This window comes from Isoptericola sediminis, assembly GCF_013085345.1.
GTDB lineage: Bacteria > Actinomycetota > Actinomycetes > Actinomycetales > Cellulomonadaceae > Isoptericola > Isoptericola sediminis.
Window position 1 is genome coordinate 55940 of the sequence record NZ_JABFAJ010000013.1, and the last position, 15757, is coordinate 71696.

The window sequence follows — 15757 nt, forward strand, 5'->3', positions numbered from 1 at the left end:
CCGATTCCCGCTAGCCATCGTGCCGCCCGCCGGGTGACGATGACGCCATGACCGACGAACGGGCCGAGCGCTACCGCGCCATCGCCGCGCGCGACGCACGGTTCGACGGCCAGTTCGTCACCGCCGTGCGCACCACCGGCATCTACTGTCGGCCGTCCTGCCCCGCCCGCACGCCCAAGCCGGAGAACGTCACGTTCTACCTGACCAGCGCGGCCGCCCACGACGCCGGCTTCCGCGCCTGCAAGCGGTGCCTGCCCGAGGCCACCCCCGGCACCCCCGCCTGGGACGTGCGCCGGGACGCCGCGGGCCGCGCGATGCGGCTCGTGGCCGACGGCGTCGTGGACCGTGAGGGCGTGGCCGGGCTCGCCGCACGCCTGGGCTACAGCCCCCGCCACCTGCACCGGGTGCTGCGTACCGAGCTCGGCGCGAGCCCCCTCACCCTGGCTCGCGCCCAGCGCGCCCAGACGGCGCGCACCCTGCTGACGGGCACGGACCTGCCCGTGGCGGACGTCGCCTTCGCCGCCGGGTTCGGCAGCATCCGCCAGCTCAACGACACCGTGCGCGCCGTGTTCGCCACCACGCCCACGGCGCTGCGGCGACGCCGTCCGGCACCGGTCGGTACCGCGACGGCCGGGGACCGGGTCCACCTGGACCTCACCCTGCCGGTGCGCGAGCCGTTCGACGCCGCGGGCACGATCGCCTACCTGGCGGCCCGCGCCGTCGCGGGCGTCGAGACCGCCTCGCTGGAGGGCCCCACCGTGCGCTACGCCCGCACCCTGCACCTGCCGCACGGTCCGGGTGCCGTCGCCGTGACCGCCGGACCTGCCGTCGGCCCCGGCCGGCTCGCCGCCCACCTGGAGCTGTCCTCGTGGCAGGACGTCGCCACCGCGGTCGCCCGGCTGCGCCGGCTGCTCGACCTGGACGCCGACCCCGTGGCCGTCGACACCGCGCTGGCCGACGACCCCGTCCTCGCCCCGTCGGTCGCCGCCCGCCCCGGGACCCGCGTGCCGGGGGCCGTGGACGCCCACGAGATCGTCGTCCGCGCCTGCGTGGGACAGCAGATCTCCGTGGCCGCCGCCCGCACCCACCTGGACCGGCTCACGTCGGCCGCCGGCACGCCGTACCCGTCGACGATCGACGGCCTGGACCGCCTCTTCCCCACGGCCGCGCAGGTGGCCGACGACGACGGGACGCACCTGGCGCTGCCCGCCCGGCAGCGCCGCACCGTCGTCGACACGGCCCGCGCCCTGGCCGACGGCACCCTCGCCGTCGACGTGGGCGCCGACGCCGCCGACCTGCGCGCCGCCCTCGAGGCCCGGCACGGGATCGGCCCGTGGACGTCGGGCTACGTGGCCCTGCGGGTCCTGGGCGACCCCGACGTCTGGCTGGACGGGGACGCCGCCCTGCGGGCCGGGGCGCGCGCCCTGGGGCTCCCCGACGACGCCTCCCTCGCCGCCCGGGCCGACCGCTGGGCCCCGTGGCGCTCGTACGCCGCCCGGCACGTGTGGCAGGCCGCCGCACCCCGCTCTGGAAGGAACACCCCATGATCGCCGCCACCACGCTCGACACCCCCGACGGAGCGTTCACGCTCGTCGCCGACGACGGCACCGTCCTGGCCTCGGGCTGGACCGACGACGTCGACGTGCTCGTCGGACTCGTCCACCCGGCCTTGCGCCCCACCGCCGTGACCGAGGTCGACCCGGGGCACGAGGCGGTCTCCGGACCGGCCGCGGCCGTCGCCGCGTACTACGCGGGCGACCTCGACGCCGTCGGCCGGGTCGACGTCGTCCAGCGGTCCGGCCCGTTCCGCGAGCACGCCTGGCAGGTGCTGCGCGAGGTGGCCCCCGGCGCCCCGGTCACCTACACCGAGTACGCGCACCGGGCCGGGCGCCCGGCCGCCGTCCGGGCGGCGGCCGGGGCGTGCGCGCACAACGCGGCAGCCCTGTTCGTCCCGTGCCACCGGGTGCTGCGCAGCGACGGCACGACGGGCGGCTTCCGGTACGGAGCGGCGGTCAAGGAGTCGCTGCTGGCCCGCGAGCGCTCCGCGGCCGGCTGACCGGGGCCGTCAGCCCAGGTCCTCCGGGGCGAGGAGGAACTCCGACTCGTCGGCGATCTCGCCGCCGACGGCCGCGTGGATCGCGGCGGCGACCTTGGCCACCAGGTCGGCGGCCCGCTTGCGGGCGACCACCAGACCCGCCTGCGGGAACTCCATCTGGGCCTCGAACTGGTCCGGCGGGTCCCACACCACCCGGTAGCAGATCGCCCCGGCGGCGGCCCACGGCAGCTCCTTGACCAGCAGGGGCAGCACCTCGTCGCCGCTGACCTCCACCGTGACCCAGCCGTCGTGGCCGAGGTCGACCGTCAGCCCGTAGCCGTCCAGGACGACGGGCGCCTGCAGCGCGGCGATGTCGAAGTCGTCCGCCCGCGCGTGCACCTCACGGCGCAGGTCCGGGTCCATCTTCTCGCCCGGGTACAGCGGCTTGTCGGCGATGCCCTGCGGCGGCCCCTGGTACTCGGCGCCCTGGGTGGCCAGGACGACGCGGGGATGGACCTCCTGCAGCACCCGGTGCGCGGCCTGGGGGTCGAGCCACACGTCGGACCACACGCTGAGGTTGACGGCCGCACCCGGGTCGGGGGTCAGCACGACGCCGGACCCGGCACCGCGGCGCTGGGCCTCCGCCGGGTCCCAGAGGCCGGCGACGTCCAGGCGGACCGCACCACCGAGGCGGCGGGCCGCCGCGATGAGCCACTGCACGACCCGCTCCTCCTCCCGGGTGGGCAGACCCGCCGGGAACGCGCGGGCGAGACCGTCGCGGTCGCCGCCACCGGGGTAGGGCGCGTCGTCCCAGCGCTCGCGCGGGCAGACGACGTCGAAGACGAGGGCGGAGCGGGCGGGCAGCCCCGGCTCGAACCCGTCGCCGGAGGGCGCGTAGGGGCCGTGGACGTGGCTGTGCCGCGTCAGACGGAGCACGCCGGGCTCACCGGGGCCGGCGATCCGGCCGGCAGGCAGGTCGGCGCCGGGCAGGTCCGCCGGGACGACGTCCCAGCGGGTGCCGCTGAACCGGGACAGGGCGAGCACCTCGACCTCGTCGACGGCCACGTCGTCGGGCACGGCGAGCAGGTGCCGGGCCTGGTGTCCCTGCGTGGAGGCACGCGGGAGCGGTGGCAGGGGCGGGGACGAGGTCTGGGCCATCGGGTGACGTTCCTTCCGGGTCCGGGAGTCCGGCCGACGGAGGTCGCCGGCGCGGCGGGTCCGAGCGTACCGACGACGGTCGCCGCCGTTGAAGGGCCCGTTCATACGTCGGTGCGGTGGAAGGACTGCCAGGACCGGCTCGCCGTCGGGCCGCGCTGGCCCTGGTAGCGCGATCCGTACCGGGCCGAGCCGTACGGGTGCTCGGCCGCGGAGGAGAGCCGGAAGAAGCAGAGCTGTCCGATCTTCATCCCGGGCCAGAGCGTGATCGGCAGGGTGGCCACGTTGCTGAGCTCGAGGGTGACGTGCCCGGAGAACCCCGGGTCGATGAACCCGGCGGTGGAGTGCGTCAGCAGCCCGAGACGACCGAGCGAGGACTTGCCCTCCAGCCGGGCGGCGACGTCGTCCGGCAGCGTGACCGTCTCGTAGGTGGACCCGAGGACGAACTCCCCCGGGTGCAGCACCAGCGGCTCACCGGACTCCACCTCGACGAGCCGGGTCAGCTCCGGCTGCTCCTGCGAGGGGTCGATGAACGGGTACCGGTGGTTGTCGAACAGCCGGAAGAACCGGTCCAGGCGCACGTCGATGCTCGACGGCTGGACCATCGCCGGGTCGTACGGGTCCAGAGCGACGCGTCCGCCGTCCAGCTCGGCCCGGATGTCGCGGTCGGAGAGCAGCACGAGGCCCACGGTAGTCCGCCACGCGGCCCGGCGTCAGGAGGTCCGCGGCGTGGTCCGGCACGCGCTCAGGAGCCGATTCGGGTCACCAGCGGTTGTTGGGTATGATCGCCGTGCGCGCATCGACGTCGGTGCGCCGCGCGGGTGTAGTTCAATGGTAGAACTTCAGCTTCCCAAGCTGACAGCGCGGGTTCGATTCCCGTCACCCGCTCGCTGATCGACGAGGCCCCGCACCGGTTCCGGTGCGGGGCCTCGTCGCGCTCGCGGGGAGTCAGCGCCCCGGCTGCGTGCGCGGCTTCAGCCGCACGTCGGGCAGCGCGGGGGCGCGCAGGGGTCCGCCGTCGTAGCCGTCCACCCGGCCGAAGCGGCGTCCTTCCGCCCCCTCGACGTACCCGGTGGAGCCGTCGGCGAGGTCCGTGAGCTGCGCCGACCAGTCAGCCCGCGCCGCGACGACGTCCTCGTGGCTGCGGCCCACGAAGTTCCACCACATGACGACGTCCTCGGTGAAGGGCGCACCCCCGAGAAGGATCGCCCGCACGGGCTCCGCACCGGCGGCGACGACGAGCCGGTCCCGGCCGGGTGCGGCGTAGGCGAGCTCGGACGGGGGCACCGTGGTCCCCTCGAGGGCCGCCTCCCCGGCGTCGACAAGCAGCCCGTGCTCGAAGCCCGGGTCGACGTCCAGCTCGAGCCGGCTCCCGGCCGGGAGGTCGAGCTGGGCCCCCACGAGCGGGGAGTAGGTCCGGGCCGGCGAGGTCAGTCGGTCGCCCGCGACGCGGAGCGAGCCGAGGAAGACCTGGACGCGCACCCCGTCGACGTCCGCCACCGGCAGGTCGGCGTGGTGGTCGAACCGCGGCGCCGTGCCGGCGTCGGACGAGGGCAGCACCGTCCACAGCTGGACGCCGTGCAGCGTCGGCGGGCGGGGACGGTCCGGCGTGGACGGCGTCGACTCCTCCGAGTGGGAGATCCCCTGCCCTGCGGTCATGAGGTTCAGCTCGCCCGGACGGACGAGCTGCTCGGAGCCCACGGAGTCGCGGTGCAGGATCTCCCCGGCGAAGAGCCACGACACCGTCTGCAGGCCGATGTGCGGGTGCGGCGGCACCTGCATCCCGGCGGAGGACGAGACGTCGTCGGGCCCGTAGTGGTCGCAGAAGCACCACGCCCCGATGAGGGACCGTCGGCGCTGCGGGATCGTGCGCCGGACGGTCATCGCCCGGGGCCCGCCGAGCGGCACCTCGCGGGAGGTGAGGAGCTCGATGTCGTCGGGGGCGTCACCGACGGCGCACACCCGCTCGGCCGGTCGCAGCTCGAGGTTGCTCATGGATCGGAGCCTACGCGCGGCGGCACCCGGTGACATGGCCGAGGCCCCCGGGGCGGCCGGGGGCCTCGGCAGGAACCACGTTCCCCGCGCGATCGCTGGCGGGGCGCCGTGTCGACGTCACGGCCCCGGGCCACTGTCGGCGCGGCGGGGCCTGGTGCGTCGTCGCCCCGTCCACCCCGTTTCTCCACAGCGAGACCCGGACGTGGGTGGTCTTCCGGCCACGCCCGGACACCCGCGTCGTCACCCGCGGCCCGCACTCGGTGCGGATCGGCCCGTCGTTCTCCGGTCGACCGTCGTCCCGTCGACGAGCCGGCCCGCAGAAGTGCGGTCCGGAGGTGCTCCCCGGCGGAACTGCTACCGCCGTTTCTAGACCCGCCTCGGGCCCCCTGCAAGGGTCCCGGCGGACGAAATTTCCAGCCACAGGTTCGTCCACAGTCGGAGCCGCAGAATCCCCACACCGTCCACAGTGCTGTGGACAAAATCTGTGGACACGCGTTCACGGGATGGCCCTGCCCGGCCGCGGCACCCCGCCGCAGGGCGCCGGACGACACGCGGCGGACACTCCCGACCGGTACGAGGAACCGCAGGATCCCGGGGATGAACAGCACGGAGGCACGCCGTTCCCGCTCGTCGTGGCCGTCCGAGCACCTCCCGGCCCCCGACGTTCACCGGGAGCGGCCGGGGAAGATAGCACGGCCGACGGGCGTCCACACTCCTGTGGACAACGTGCTGGTCAGACCCAGGCGCGTGTCGGCGACCGCTCCTCGTCGACCCGTCGGTCGACCTCGGCCGTCGTCGCGACGAAGGCGCCGTCGTCGACCAGCACTCCGCCGGACCGGGCGTGCATGAGCAGGGCCAGCCGCGCCACCATCGCGCGCATCCGGTTCCGGGCGATGACGTGCACCCCCGACGGCTGCTCCAGCCGCAGCTCGTACGGGTCCTGCGGGATCCACCGGACCTCGACCGCGAAGGGGCCGTAGTCGTTCACGTCGACGTCGACCAGTGCCCGCGGCACGCGGTCGACCTGCCGCGCGTCGAGCACGATGCTCCCGTCGTACGGCGTGCGCGCGACCAGCCGGTGGCTCGTGGACCCGTCGGGCTCCGGCGTCTCCGCCTCGTGCTCGGCCGTGGCCACGACCGACCGGAGCAGGGCCAGGAGGTCGGCCGCGCCGATCGGGTTCGCGGAGAAGAGACGCAGGTCGACCGAGCCGGCCGGGTCGGGGCGCAGGAGCTCACGCCCGTCGGCCAGGAGCAGCCCGCCGAGCTTCCGGGCCACGGCGACCCCCCACTGGACCAGACGCAGCTCGTCATCCTCCGGCAGCCCGGCCGCGAAGGCCCGGGCCACACCGTCGCGGTCGTCCGGCGAGGCGGGTCGCGGACCACGCCGGTCGAACGTCCCGTCGACACGGCCGAGGGCGGACACCCGCACCGGCCCCGTCATCCCGAGCTGCGCGGCGACCTCGGCCGGCCCGGTGAAGGGACCGGCGACACCGTGCTCGGCGCCGATCCCGAGCACACCCGGGCCGACGTCCCGCGGGTCCGGCGCCGCCGCGGCCATCCCGCGGAAGCGCGCACCCCGCATCGGCTGCGGACCCGACCGCGCCTCGGGTTCCTTCAGCCACCGGACGTCGGAGAACCAGGACTCCGCCAGCCGTCGCACCGTCGCGACCTCGGTCGCGTCAGGCAGGACGAGCAGGTGGTTCGACACGTGCTCCGGGGGGACGAGCGCCTGGACGTACGACATGTCGCGGACGCTACTCCCTTCGGGGGCGCGGCGGCAGCCCCGAAGGTGACGTCCGTGTTACGTCTGCTCGGGGACGGCCGGCCCGTCCGGAAGCCGGGATGCCGCGCGGGACACGCCGGTCCCGGAGTGGTGTCGCTCACAGGGGCGCGCGTGCCGGGCACTGACCTGACGGCCGGGCCCTATGCTGTCAGCATGCCCAAGATCATCGGCAAGAGTCTTCACGAGCACCGCCAGATGACCCGGCACAAGCTGTTCGCGGCGTTGTCCACGCTCATGGCGGAGCGGGGGTTCGACACGATCACGCTGGCCGACATCGCCCAGGCCGCCGGCGTGGGCCGGACCGCCGTGTACAACCACTTCGCGGACAAGGAAGCCCTGCTCCTGGGCTTCATCACCCACGAGACCGAGCAGTACGCCCACACCCTGGAACGCGCCCTCGCGGAGGTCGACGACCCCGTCACCCAGCTGCGCACCTACATCCGCCAGCAGGCGCAGCTGACCACCGTCTTCCACCTCGCGCCGGGTCCGGACCTGCGCACGGTGCTGTCCCGCAGCACCCAGTCCCGGCTGCGCGAGCACGCCGAGATCGTCGAGTCGATCCTCAAGCGCATCCTGCGTGACGGCGTCGAGACGGGCGCCTTCCCACCCCAGGACATCGAGCCCACGGTGCAGCTCGTCAACGCCTGCCTGTCGGGACGGCTCATCCCGACCGACCAGGAAGCCCGCGAGCGCACCATCCGCGCCACCGAGACCTTCGTGCTGCGCGCCGTCGGCGCCCGGCCTCAGATGGCGGCCTGACCGCCCGTCACCACCAGGCGTCAGCAGGACGGTGGCGGTGCTCCGGCGGCGGCGTCACGTACGGCACGGGCACCGGCGCGAGGTAGGCGCGGGCGAACTCCAGGGCCGCCGCCAGGTCGGAGTGCCGCTCGTGGGCGTCGTTGGCCTTCCGCGTCCCGATCTCCAGGCAGACGTCACCGCGGTAGCCGTTGTGGGCCAGCTCGGTGAGCACCTTGTCGCAGTGCATGTCGCCCCGGCCCGGCACCAGGTGCTCGTCACGGATGTTCGACGTGCCGTCCGCCAGGTGCACGTGCCGCAGCCGGTCGCCGAACTCCCGGACGAGGTCCAGGCCGTCCTGCTGGGCGACCGCGGCGTGCGACAGGTCCAGCGTGACGGCGTCGTAGTCGTGCTCGGAGGGGTCCCAGCCGGGCAGGTACGCCTTGAGCTCACGGTCGAGACGGGAGTGCGGCCGCCACGGGTACATGTTCTCCACGGCGACCGTCACCGGGCCCTTGGCGTTGAGCTCACGGACCTGGTCCTCGAAGCCGCGCGCGTACTTGTACTGCCACCGGAACGGCGGGTGCACCACCACGGTGTCGGCGCCGAGCTCGCCGGCCATGTCGACCGCGCGGTCGAGCTTGGCCGCCGGGTCGCGCCCCCAGACGCGCTGGCTGATCAGCAGGGTCGGGGCGTGGATGGAACGGATCGGCATCCCGGTGCGCTCGGACAGGCGCGCGAGCGCGCGCGGGTCCTGCGTGGCCGGGTCGGACCAGACCATCACCTCGACGCCGTCGTACCCGATCTCGGCCGCCACCTCGAAGGCGAACGCCGCGCGCCGGGGGTACACCGACGCGGTGGAGAGAGTTACGGAGATCGGCGTCTCGGCCATGTCGCCACCCTAGCTCGGGCACCTGCAAGAACGCTGGACACGTTACCCCCGAAAGACGCCCGGCGCTGCGGTCGGTCCCGGCGCACCGGTCGGAGGCGGCTACCCTCGGTGCCATGGTGCGCGCGGTGGTGTTCGACGTCGGGGAGACCCTGATCGACGAGACCAGGATCTTCTCCCGGTGGGCCGACCGGCTCGACGTGCCGCGGGGCACGTTCCTGGGCCTCGTGGGCGCCTGCGCCGCGGCGGACCGGCCGCTCGTCGAGGCCTTCGAGCTCGTCCGGCCGGGCCTCGACCTCTCCGCCGAGATGGCCCGCTGGGCCGCCGAGGACCCCACGGGACTCCGCGAGAACTTCGACGCCGACGACCTGTACGACGACGTCCGTCCCGCACTGTCCGCGCTGCGCGACGCCGGGCTCGCCGTCGTCGTCGCCGGGAACCAGCCTCCGCAGGCCCGGGCAGCGCTCGAGGCCATGGACCTGCCCGTCGACGCCATCCGCACCTCCGACGAGTGGGGCGTGGAGAAACCCGCGCCGGCCTTCTTCGACCGCGTCGCCGAGCTGGCCGGGCACGCGGCCTCGGACATCGCCTACGTGGGCGACCGCCTCGACAACGACGTGCTCCCCGCCGCCGACGCCGGGATGCGGCCCGTGCTGGTCCGTCGCGGACCGTGGGGCTACTGGCACGCGACCCGACCGGAGGCCGCACGGGTCGACGTCGTCGACTCGCTCGCGGAGCTGGTCGGGCTCCTGACCCGCTGACGCCGTCGCCGGCTCCGGTCAGTCCCGGTCCGGAGGCGCTGCGGCCGCGTCGTGCTCCATCTCGTTCGGCACCAACGCGTCCTCGTCGATCTTCCCGGTCCGGAAACCCGCCCGGCTGACCAGGTGGGCGGCCACCGGCGCGGTCGCGAGCTGGAAGACGACCACGAGCGCGAGCATCGTCACCGCCGACCAGCTGCGCACCCGCAGCGCGAGCCCCAGCAGCAGCAGGATCAGTCCCAGCACCTGCGGCTTGGTCACCGCGTGCATCCGACCGAGCAGCGAGTCGAAGCGCACGGCGCCGACCGCCGCGGCGAGCGTGAGGAACGCCCCGGCGAGCAGGCTCACGCCCGCGACGACGTCGGCGAGCGTCGTCCAGAACCCCGGGTCGACCTCGGTCATCGGTCCCCCTCCTCGGCCTCGGGGGCCTCGCCCGGCACGGAGTCGGGGTCGTCGGCGGCTCGGCGCCGGACGGCCGACGGCTCCCGTGCGGCGAACCGGGCGATGGCGACCGACCCGACGAAACCGACCAGGGACATCGCCACGAGGATCGGGATGGTCTCGGTCCGCCGGGTCCAGGCGGCCTCGATCGCCACCACCCCGACCAGGGCCGCCGCGAGCAGCTCGAGCCCCAGCGCGCGGTCCAGCATCGACGGGCCCCGCTCGAGACGCACGAGCGCCAGCAGCGCGGCGGCGGCCACCATCACCGCGGCCAGCACGACGACGACGATCATGGGTGCGCCTCCGTCCCGTCCTGCGCCCGGCACCGGTCGAGCACGTCGCGCGGCGCGAAGCTGCGCAGCACGCGGTCCTCCAGGTCGAGCAGGTAGTCGCGGACCCCGTCGGGCCCGCCGGAGCTGTCGATGTCCAGCACGTGCACGGACAGCAGACCGGTGTCCCGCTCGGTCTCGACCACCAGCGTCCCCGGCACCAGCGTGGAGAGCACGGCGGTGGTGGTCAGGAAGACGTCCTCCGGGTTGCGCAGCCGCACCTGCACGACCGCGGCCTGCGGGGCCGGGCCCGGGCGGATCGCGATCCATGCGACGTTGAACGACGCCACCACGAGGTCGACGACGAAACGTCCGAGGAGCCCCAGGGCGGGGCCCGGACGGATGGTCCAGCGCGACGGGATCGGCGGCAGGGGCAGGGCGACGACGACCAGCACGCCCAGCGCCAGCCCGCCGAGCACGTTGGCCCAGGACAGGTCGCCCCACAGCAGCACCCAGACCACCGTGAGGCCGGCCAGCGCGGGCCACTGCGCGGCCACGCGGCCGGCCCGGGCGCGCAGGGTCGTCTCCGCCGAGTCGTTCACGGCCCGTCACCCCCCTCGGTCTGCGCGTCCGTGACGTCGGCGGACTGTCCCGTGCCGCGGTCGGACCCACCCGGGTACACCGCCTCGATGTAGGTGTACCCGTCCATGGTCGTCGCCGCGGAGCGGTCCGCGTACCCGTACAGCGGACCGGCGACCACCGTCAGCGACAGCCCGAAGGTCACCAGGGCGGCGGCCGGCCACACCATCGTGCGCGGCATCGGCGCGTGCTCGGGGATCTCGGCGGGCGCGGTCTGCCAGAACGCCTTGTTCCACGCCTTGACCACGGCGTAGAGCGTCAGCAGCGAGGTGGCGACCGAACCGACCACCAGCGCCCAGGCCAACGGGGTGCCGATCCGGACGCCCTCGGTGAGCAGCCCGACCTTGCCGAGGAACCCGGACAGCGGCGGGATACCCGCGAGGTTGAGGGCCGGGACAAAGAACAGCACCGCCAGCAGCGGGGCGAGCTTCGCCAGGCCGCCGAGCCGGTCCAGGGACGTCGACCCGCCCCGCCACTCGACCAGCCCCACCACGAGGAACAGGGCCGTCTGGACGGAGATGTGGTGCACGACGTAGAAGATCGCCGCGGCGGTCCCCGCCTCGGACGCCAGCGCGATGCCGAAGATCATGAACCCGATGTGGCTGACCAGCGTGAACGACAGCAGACGTTTGACGTCGTTCTGGGCCACCGCACCCAGGATGCCGATGACCATGGTGGCCAGGGCGACCACGAGGAGGATCTGGTCGACCACGGGGCTGTCCGGGAAGATCAGCGTCTGCGTGCGCAGGATCGAGTACACGCCGACCTTGGTGAGCAGCCCGGCGAACACGGCCGTGACCGGGGCGGGGGCCGTCGGGTAGGAGTCCGGCAACCAGAACGACAGCGGGAACACCGCCGCCTTGATCCCGAACGCCAGCAGGAGCAGGAGCTGCAGCGCGACCCGGACCGTGTCGTCGATCTCGGGCAGGCGCACGGCGAGCTGGGCCATGTTGACGGTGCCCGTGGCGGCGTAGATCAGCGCGATCGCCGAGAGGAACAGCACCGAGGAGGCCAGCGCCACGATGAGGTACACCGACCCGGCCCGCACCCGTTCGGCCGTGCCACCGAGCGTGAGCAGCACCGCCGACGCGGCGAGCAGGATCTCGAACCCGACGTAGAGGTTGAACAGGTCACCGGTGAGGAAAGCGTTGGAGACGCCGGCGGCCAGCACCAGGTAGGTGGGGTGGAAGATGGCCACCGGGATCGCCCCGCCGACGCGGGCCTCGTCGACCGTCTCCGCCTCGTTCTCGGGCACGCCCTGACCGAGCGAGTACAGCAGGACGCAGAGCAGCATCACGCCGCTGACGGTGAGCATCAGGGCGGCGAGCCGGTCCGCGACCAGGGCGATGCCGACCGGGGCGGCCCAGCCGCCCACGTCCACGACGACGGGACCGGCGTCGGCCGCGAGGACCAGGCCCACGGAGGCCAGGGTCGAGGCGACCAGCGCCGCGACCGAGATCGTGCGCTGGACGTTGGCGTAGCGGTGCAGCGCCAGGGTGAGACCGGCCGCGAACAGCGGCACCAGCACCGGCAGCGGGACGAGGGTCTCCGGCCCCCAGGCCGCGGGGATCCAGCTCATCGCGCCTCCCCCGGTGTCGTCACGTCGGAGGTGTCGTCGCCGGGGGCCTCCTCACCGGGGGCCTCGTCACCGGCGACGTCGTCGTGCACCGCGGCGGCCTCCTCGTCGAGCGTCTGGCCGGTCTCGTCCGCGTCCGCGTCCTCGTAGGCCGGGGCGTTGAGCGCGGCGTGCCGCGCGACCCGGCGGTCCTCGACGTCGTCGGCGACCTCGTCGTGGCCGTGCAGCTGCCACGACCGGTAGGCGAGCGCCAGGATGAACGCGGTCAGGCCCAGGGTGATGACGATCGCGGTGAGCGTCATCGCCTGCGCCAGCGGGTCGCTCATCGGCTCGTCGGAGCTGCCCACGATCGGCGACGCGCCCGCCCGGCCGCCCGCGACCAGCAGCATGAGGTTGACGCCGTTGCTGATCAGGATGAACCCGAGCAGGATCCGCGTCAGCGGCCGCTCGAGCAGCAGGTAGACGCCCGTGCCGCACAGCACGCCGACGGCGAGGACCAGCACGGCCGAGGGGGTGTTCTCCAGGACGATCACCGCGACTCCTCCCCCGCGACGGCGACGACGTTCTCGGGCAGCTCGCCCTGCCGGTCGATCTCGGCGCCGAGCGTGCGCAGGACGTCCAGGACCAGCCCGACGACGAGGAGCATCACGCCGACGTCGAAGAACAGGGAGGTCACCAGGTGCACCTTGCCCAGCAGCGGGACGTGGAAGTCGAAGGTGAAGCTCTCCAGCACCTCCTGCCCGATCAGAAGAGCCCCGAGGCCGACGCCGGCCGACAGGAACAGCCCGGTCCCCAGCAGCAGGCCCGGTGGGACGGGCATCGCCTCACCGAGCTCGTACCGGCCGCCGGCGAGGTAGCGCACCGCCAGCGCGATGCCCACGACCAGCCCCGCCGCGAACCCCCCGCCCGGCGCGTTGTGCCCGCTGAACAGCAGGAACAGCGCGAAGACGATCATGGCGTGGAAGACCAGCCGGGTCACGACCTCGAACATGACCGACCGTCGCTCGGGGGCGAGCGTGCGGCCGGCGGCCAGCCACTCCTTGCGCTCCCCGGAGTCCGCCCCCGGGGCGCGCGACAGCCGCAGCACCGCACCGCTGCGCTGCCGCAGGAAGACCAGCGACGCCACGCCGGTGGCCGCCACGAGCAGCACGGACAGCTCGCCGACGGTGTCCCAGGCCCGGATGTCGACCAGCGTGACGTTGACGATGTTGTCCCCGCTGCCGTACTCCACCGCCTCGGCGGGGAAGTCCACGCTGATGGGGGGCTGCACCCGGGCCAGCGGGGCCGCGAGGGTGAGTCCCATCATCACGACGCCCGTCGTGACGCCGAGGACGACCCGCACCCACCGGCTGGCGGTGAGCGGCCGGTCGGTGAAGTACGGCGGCATCCGGCGCAGGACGAGGACCAGCACCACCAGGGTGACCGTCTCCACCAGGACCTGGGTCAGCGCCAGGTCGGGAGCCCCGTGCAGCAGGAACAGCGCGGCGTTGGCGTACCCCGCGACACCGACCAGGACGACCGCCTTCAGCCGACGCCGGGCCCGCGCCGCGAGCACGGACGCCACGGCCACGATCGCCACCACGGCTGCCTGTGCGGGCCGGTCCCACGGCACGACGTCGACGGCGACCGTGGTGCCGGTGAGCAGGCCCGACAGGATCACGGCCCCCGGGGCGACCGCCAGCACGACCAGCACGATGCCGAGGTAGAACGGCAGCGAGCCGCGCTGCGTGGCTCCGGTGACGTCCGCCGCCAGGTCGTCCAGCCGGCGCATCGACCGGCGGTAGACGAGGTCGGCGCCGCGCGGTGACGGCAGGGACGCCTGCCAGCGCTCCACACGGACCCGTTGCCCGAAGAGCAGGGCGCCGACGGCGAGCACCAGCACGGAGGTCACCAGTGCCGGCGTGAACCCGCCCCACAGCACGAGCTTCCCGGGGTCACCGCTCGGGTAGGTGTCGGCGAAGGGTGACAGCACCCGTTCGCCGACGGACGGCACGAGCGCGACGAACAGCCCGCCGAGCGCGAGCGCGGCCGGCGGCGCGACCAGCAGCGCCGGCTGGCGGCGGTGCGGCACCGCCGGGGCACCGCCGTCGGGCAGGGAGCCCTTGGTGCCGAACGCCCCCCACCAGAACCGCAGCCCGTACGCCACGGTCAGGATCGACCCGACGACGACCGCGACGAGCGCGGCGACCTCGAGGCCGCCCGCCCCGTGGGTCGCGTCGTGCCAGAGCCCCTCCAGGGCCGCCTCCTTGGCCACGTACCCGGCGAACGGCGGCAGCCCGATCATCGACGCCGTGGCGAGCAGTCCCGCCGCCGCGGTGACGGGCATGGCTCTCCACAGGCCGGACAGACGGCGCAGGTCGCGGGTGCCGGTGGCGACGTCGACGACCCCGACGACCAGGAACAGCGCCGCCTTGAACAGGGCGTGGGCACCGAGCAGGGCGAGCCCGGCGAGCGCCGCGGCGCGGGTGCCGAGCCCGAGCAGCAGCACGAGCAGCCCGAGCTGGGAGACCGTGCCGAAGGCGAGCACGAGCTTGAGGTCGTGCTGGCGCAGCGCCCGGTAGCCGCCGAGGAGCAGCGTCGCCGCGCCCAGCGAGACGACCGACCAGCGCCAGACCGGCTCCCCGGACAGGCCCGGGGCGAACCGCGCCACGAGGTAGACGCCGGCCTTCACCATCGCCGCGGCGTGCAGGTAGGCCGAGACCGGGGTGGGGGCCGCCATCGCGGCCGGGAGCCAGAAGTGGAACGGCACGAGCGCCGACTTCGTGGCGGCACCGGCGACGAGGCAGAGCGACGCCACGACGGCCGCGGTGCCCGTGGGCGGGTCCACGACGACCTCGGAGACGCGCCAGGTGCCGGTCGACACCCCGAGCACGATGAGGCCGACGAGCATGGCCAGCCCACCGGCGGTCGTGACGACGATGGCCTGCATCGCGGCCCGCCGGGAGGCCTTGCGGTCGGCGTAGTGGCCGATCAGCAGGTAGGAGAAGACCGTGGTCAGCTCCCAGAAGACGAACAGCAGCAGGAGGTCGTCGGCGATGACCAGGCCCATCATCGCGCCCGCGAACGCGGTCAGCGTGCCGGCGAAGCGTCCCGTACCGAAGGCATCGCGGGAGAAGTACGCCGAGCAGTACAGCAGCACCAGGGCACCGACGCCGCCGACGACGAGCAGCAGGAGCCAGGAGAGGGCGTCGAGCCGCAGGTCGATGGTCAGGTGCAGGCCGGGTACCCAGGGGATGCTCGTGACCGGTGGGTCGCCGTCGAGCACCGCCCGGGTGCTCGCCAGGGCGTAGCCCGCCGCGGCCGCGGGCCCGACCGCGAGCACCCAGAACGCCCGCCGACCCAGCAGCGCCACCAGAGCGGGCGCCGCCACGGCCAGCGCGAAGGTCAGGAGCAGGACTGCCAGCACGGCGCTCCGTCCGGTCGTGGGGCGGGGACATGACTCTAACCGGGGACGGCGCCGCCGTCCCGGCAGACGCGACGGG

General features: G+C 74.3%; 15 protein-coding genes and 1 tRNA gene. 5 read left to right on the forward strand and 11 right to left on the reverse strand.

The annotated features are described in order from the left end of the window. Positions 1 to 47 precede the first annotated feature (47 nt). Together HLI28_RS07635 and HLI28_RS07640 are read left to right on the forward strand one after the other, a co-directional pair. On the forward strand, positions 48 to 1547 hold the full coding sequence (locus HLI28_RS07635; protein WP_171246921.1) for an AlkA N-terminal domain-containing protein: 1500 nt from the start codon (positions 48 to 50) through the stop codon (positions 1545 to 1547). Continuing rightward, positions 1544 to 2056, forward strand: coding sequence for a methylated-DNA--[protein]-cysteine S-methyltransferase (locus HLI28_RS07640; RefSeq protein WP_171246922.1), 513 nt, complete (start codon positions 1544 to 1546; stop codon positions 2054 to 2056). Before HLI28_RS07635 ends, HLI28_RS07640 begins: the two co-directional genes overlap by 4 nt. 9 nt (positions 2057 to 2065) lie before the next feature. On the opposite strand, the gene HLI28_RS07645 is transcribed toward HLI28_RS07640, so the two are convergent. After that, positions 2066 to 3193, reverse strand: a complete 1128-nt coding sequence (locus tag HLI28_RS07645) for a hypothetical protein (RefSeq protein ID WP_171246923.1) — start codon at positions 3191 to 3193, stop codon at positions 2066 to 2068. Positions 3194 to 3294: 101 nt separating this feature from the next. Beyond that, positions 3295 to 3870, reverse strand: coding sequence for a dCTP deaminase (gene dcd / locus HLI28_RS07650; RefSeq protein WP_171246924.1), 576 nt, complete (start codon positions 3868 to 3870; stop codon positions 3295 to 3297). 137 nt (positions 3871 to 4007) lie between these two features. On the opposite strand from dcd, the gene HLI28_RS07655 reads away from it, so the two are divergent. Next, positions 4008 to 4078, forward strand: a tRNA-Gly gene (locus HLI28_RS07655). Between the two features lie 60 nt (positions 4079 to 4138). Here the strand turns inward: HLI28_RS07655 and HLI28_RS07660 are convergent. Then, on the reverse strand, positions 4139 to 5185 hold the full coding sequence (locus HLI28_RS07660) for a pirin family protein (protein WP_171246925.1): 1047 nt from the start codon (positions 5183 to 5185) through the stop codon (positions 4139 to 4141). 733 nt (positions 5186 to 5918) lie between these two features. Beyond that, positions 5919 to 6929 carry a hypothetical protein gene (locus HLI28_RS07665; RefSeq protein ID WP_171246926.1) on the reverse strand — a complete coding sequence of 337 codons (1011 nt, stop codon included), beginning with the start codon at positions 6927 to 6929 and terminating at the stop codon, positions 5919 to 5921. A 192-nt stretch (positions 6930 to 7121) separates the two neighbouring features. Between HLI28_RS07665 and HLI28_RS07670 the strand changes: the two genes are divergently transcribed. Further along, complete coding sequence (locus HLI28_RS07670; protein WP_171246927.1) at positions 7122 to 7727, forward strand: TetR/AcrR family transcriptional regulator; 606 nt, start codon at positions 7122 to 7124, stop codon at positions 7725 to 7727. A 7-nt stretch (positions 7728 to 7734) separates the two neighbouring features. On the opposite strand, the gene HLI28_RS07675 is transcribed toward HLI28_RS07670, so the two are convergent. Beyond that, positions 7735 to 8595 (reverse strand): sugar phosphate isomerase/epimerase family protein, encoded by an 861-nt coding sequence (locus HLI28_RS07675; RefSeq protein WP_171246928.1) that lies wholly within the window; start codon positions 8593 to 8595, stop codon positions 7735 to 7737. Positions 8596 to 8708: 113 nt separating this feature from the next. On the opposite strand from HLI28_RS07675, the gene HLI28_RS07680 reads away from it, so the two are divergent. Then, positions 8709 to 9353, forward strand: a complete 645-nt coding sequence (locus HLI28_RS07680) for an HAD family hydrolase (protein ID WP_171246929.1) — start codon at positions 8709 to 8711, stop codon at positions 9351 to 9353. Positions 9354 to 9371: 18 nt separating this feature from the next. Here HLI28_RS07680 and mnhG read toward each other — a convergent pair whose 3' ends face one another. The 6 genes from mnhG to HLI28_RS07710 are packed head-to-tail and all read right to left on the reverse strand — an operon-like array spanning position 9372 to position 15681. Next, entirely contained in the window at positions 9372 to 9752 is a 381-nt protein-coding gene (gene mnhG / locus HLI28_RS07685) for a monovalent cation/H(+) antiporter subunit G (RefSeq protein WP_171246930.1), read from the reverse strand. Further along, positions 9749 to 10084: an MrpF/PhaF family protein gene (locus HLI28_RS07690; RefSeq protein ID WP_171246931.1), complete on the reverse strand. Its 336-nt coding sequence runs from the start codon at positions 10082 to 10084 to the stop codon at positions 9749 to 9751. Before HLI28_RS07690 ends, mnhG begins: the two co-directional genes overlap by 4 nt. Next, positions 10081 to 10662: a Na+/H+ antiporter subunit E gene (locus HLI28_RS07695; protein WP_343035720.1), complete on the reverse strand. Its 582-nt coding sequence runs from the start codon at positions 10660 to 10662 to the stop codon at positions 10081 to 10083. Before HLI28_RS07695 ends, HLI28_RS07690 begins: the two co-directional genes overlap by 4 nt. Then, positions 10659 to 12278, reverse strand: coding sequence for a Na+/H+ antiporter subunit D (locus HLI28_RS07700; RefSeq protein WP_171246932.1), 1620 nt, complete (start codon positions 12276 to 12278; stop codon positions 10659 to 10661). The genes HLI28_RS07695 and HLI28_RS07700 overlap by 4 nt, the downstream gene beginning before the upstream one ends. Beyond that, positions 12275 to 12808: a Na(+)/H(+) antiporter subunit C gene (locus HLI28_RS07705; protein WP_171246933.1), complete on the reverse strand. Its 534-nt coding sequence runs from the start codon at positions 12806 to 12808 to the stop codon at positions 12275 to 12277. The genes HLI28_RS07700 and HLI28_RS07705 overlap by 4 nt, the downstream gene beginning before the upstream one ends. Then, positions 12805 to 15681, reverse strand: coding sequence for a Na+/H+ antiporter subunit A (locus tag HLI28_RS07710; protein WP_171246934.1), 2877 nt, complete (start codon positions 15679 to 15681; stop codon positions 12805 to 12807). The genes HLI28_RS07705 and HLI28_RS07710 overlap by 4 nt, the downstream gene beginning before the upstream one ends. Between the last annotated feature and the right edge of the window lie 76 nt (positions 15682 to 15757).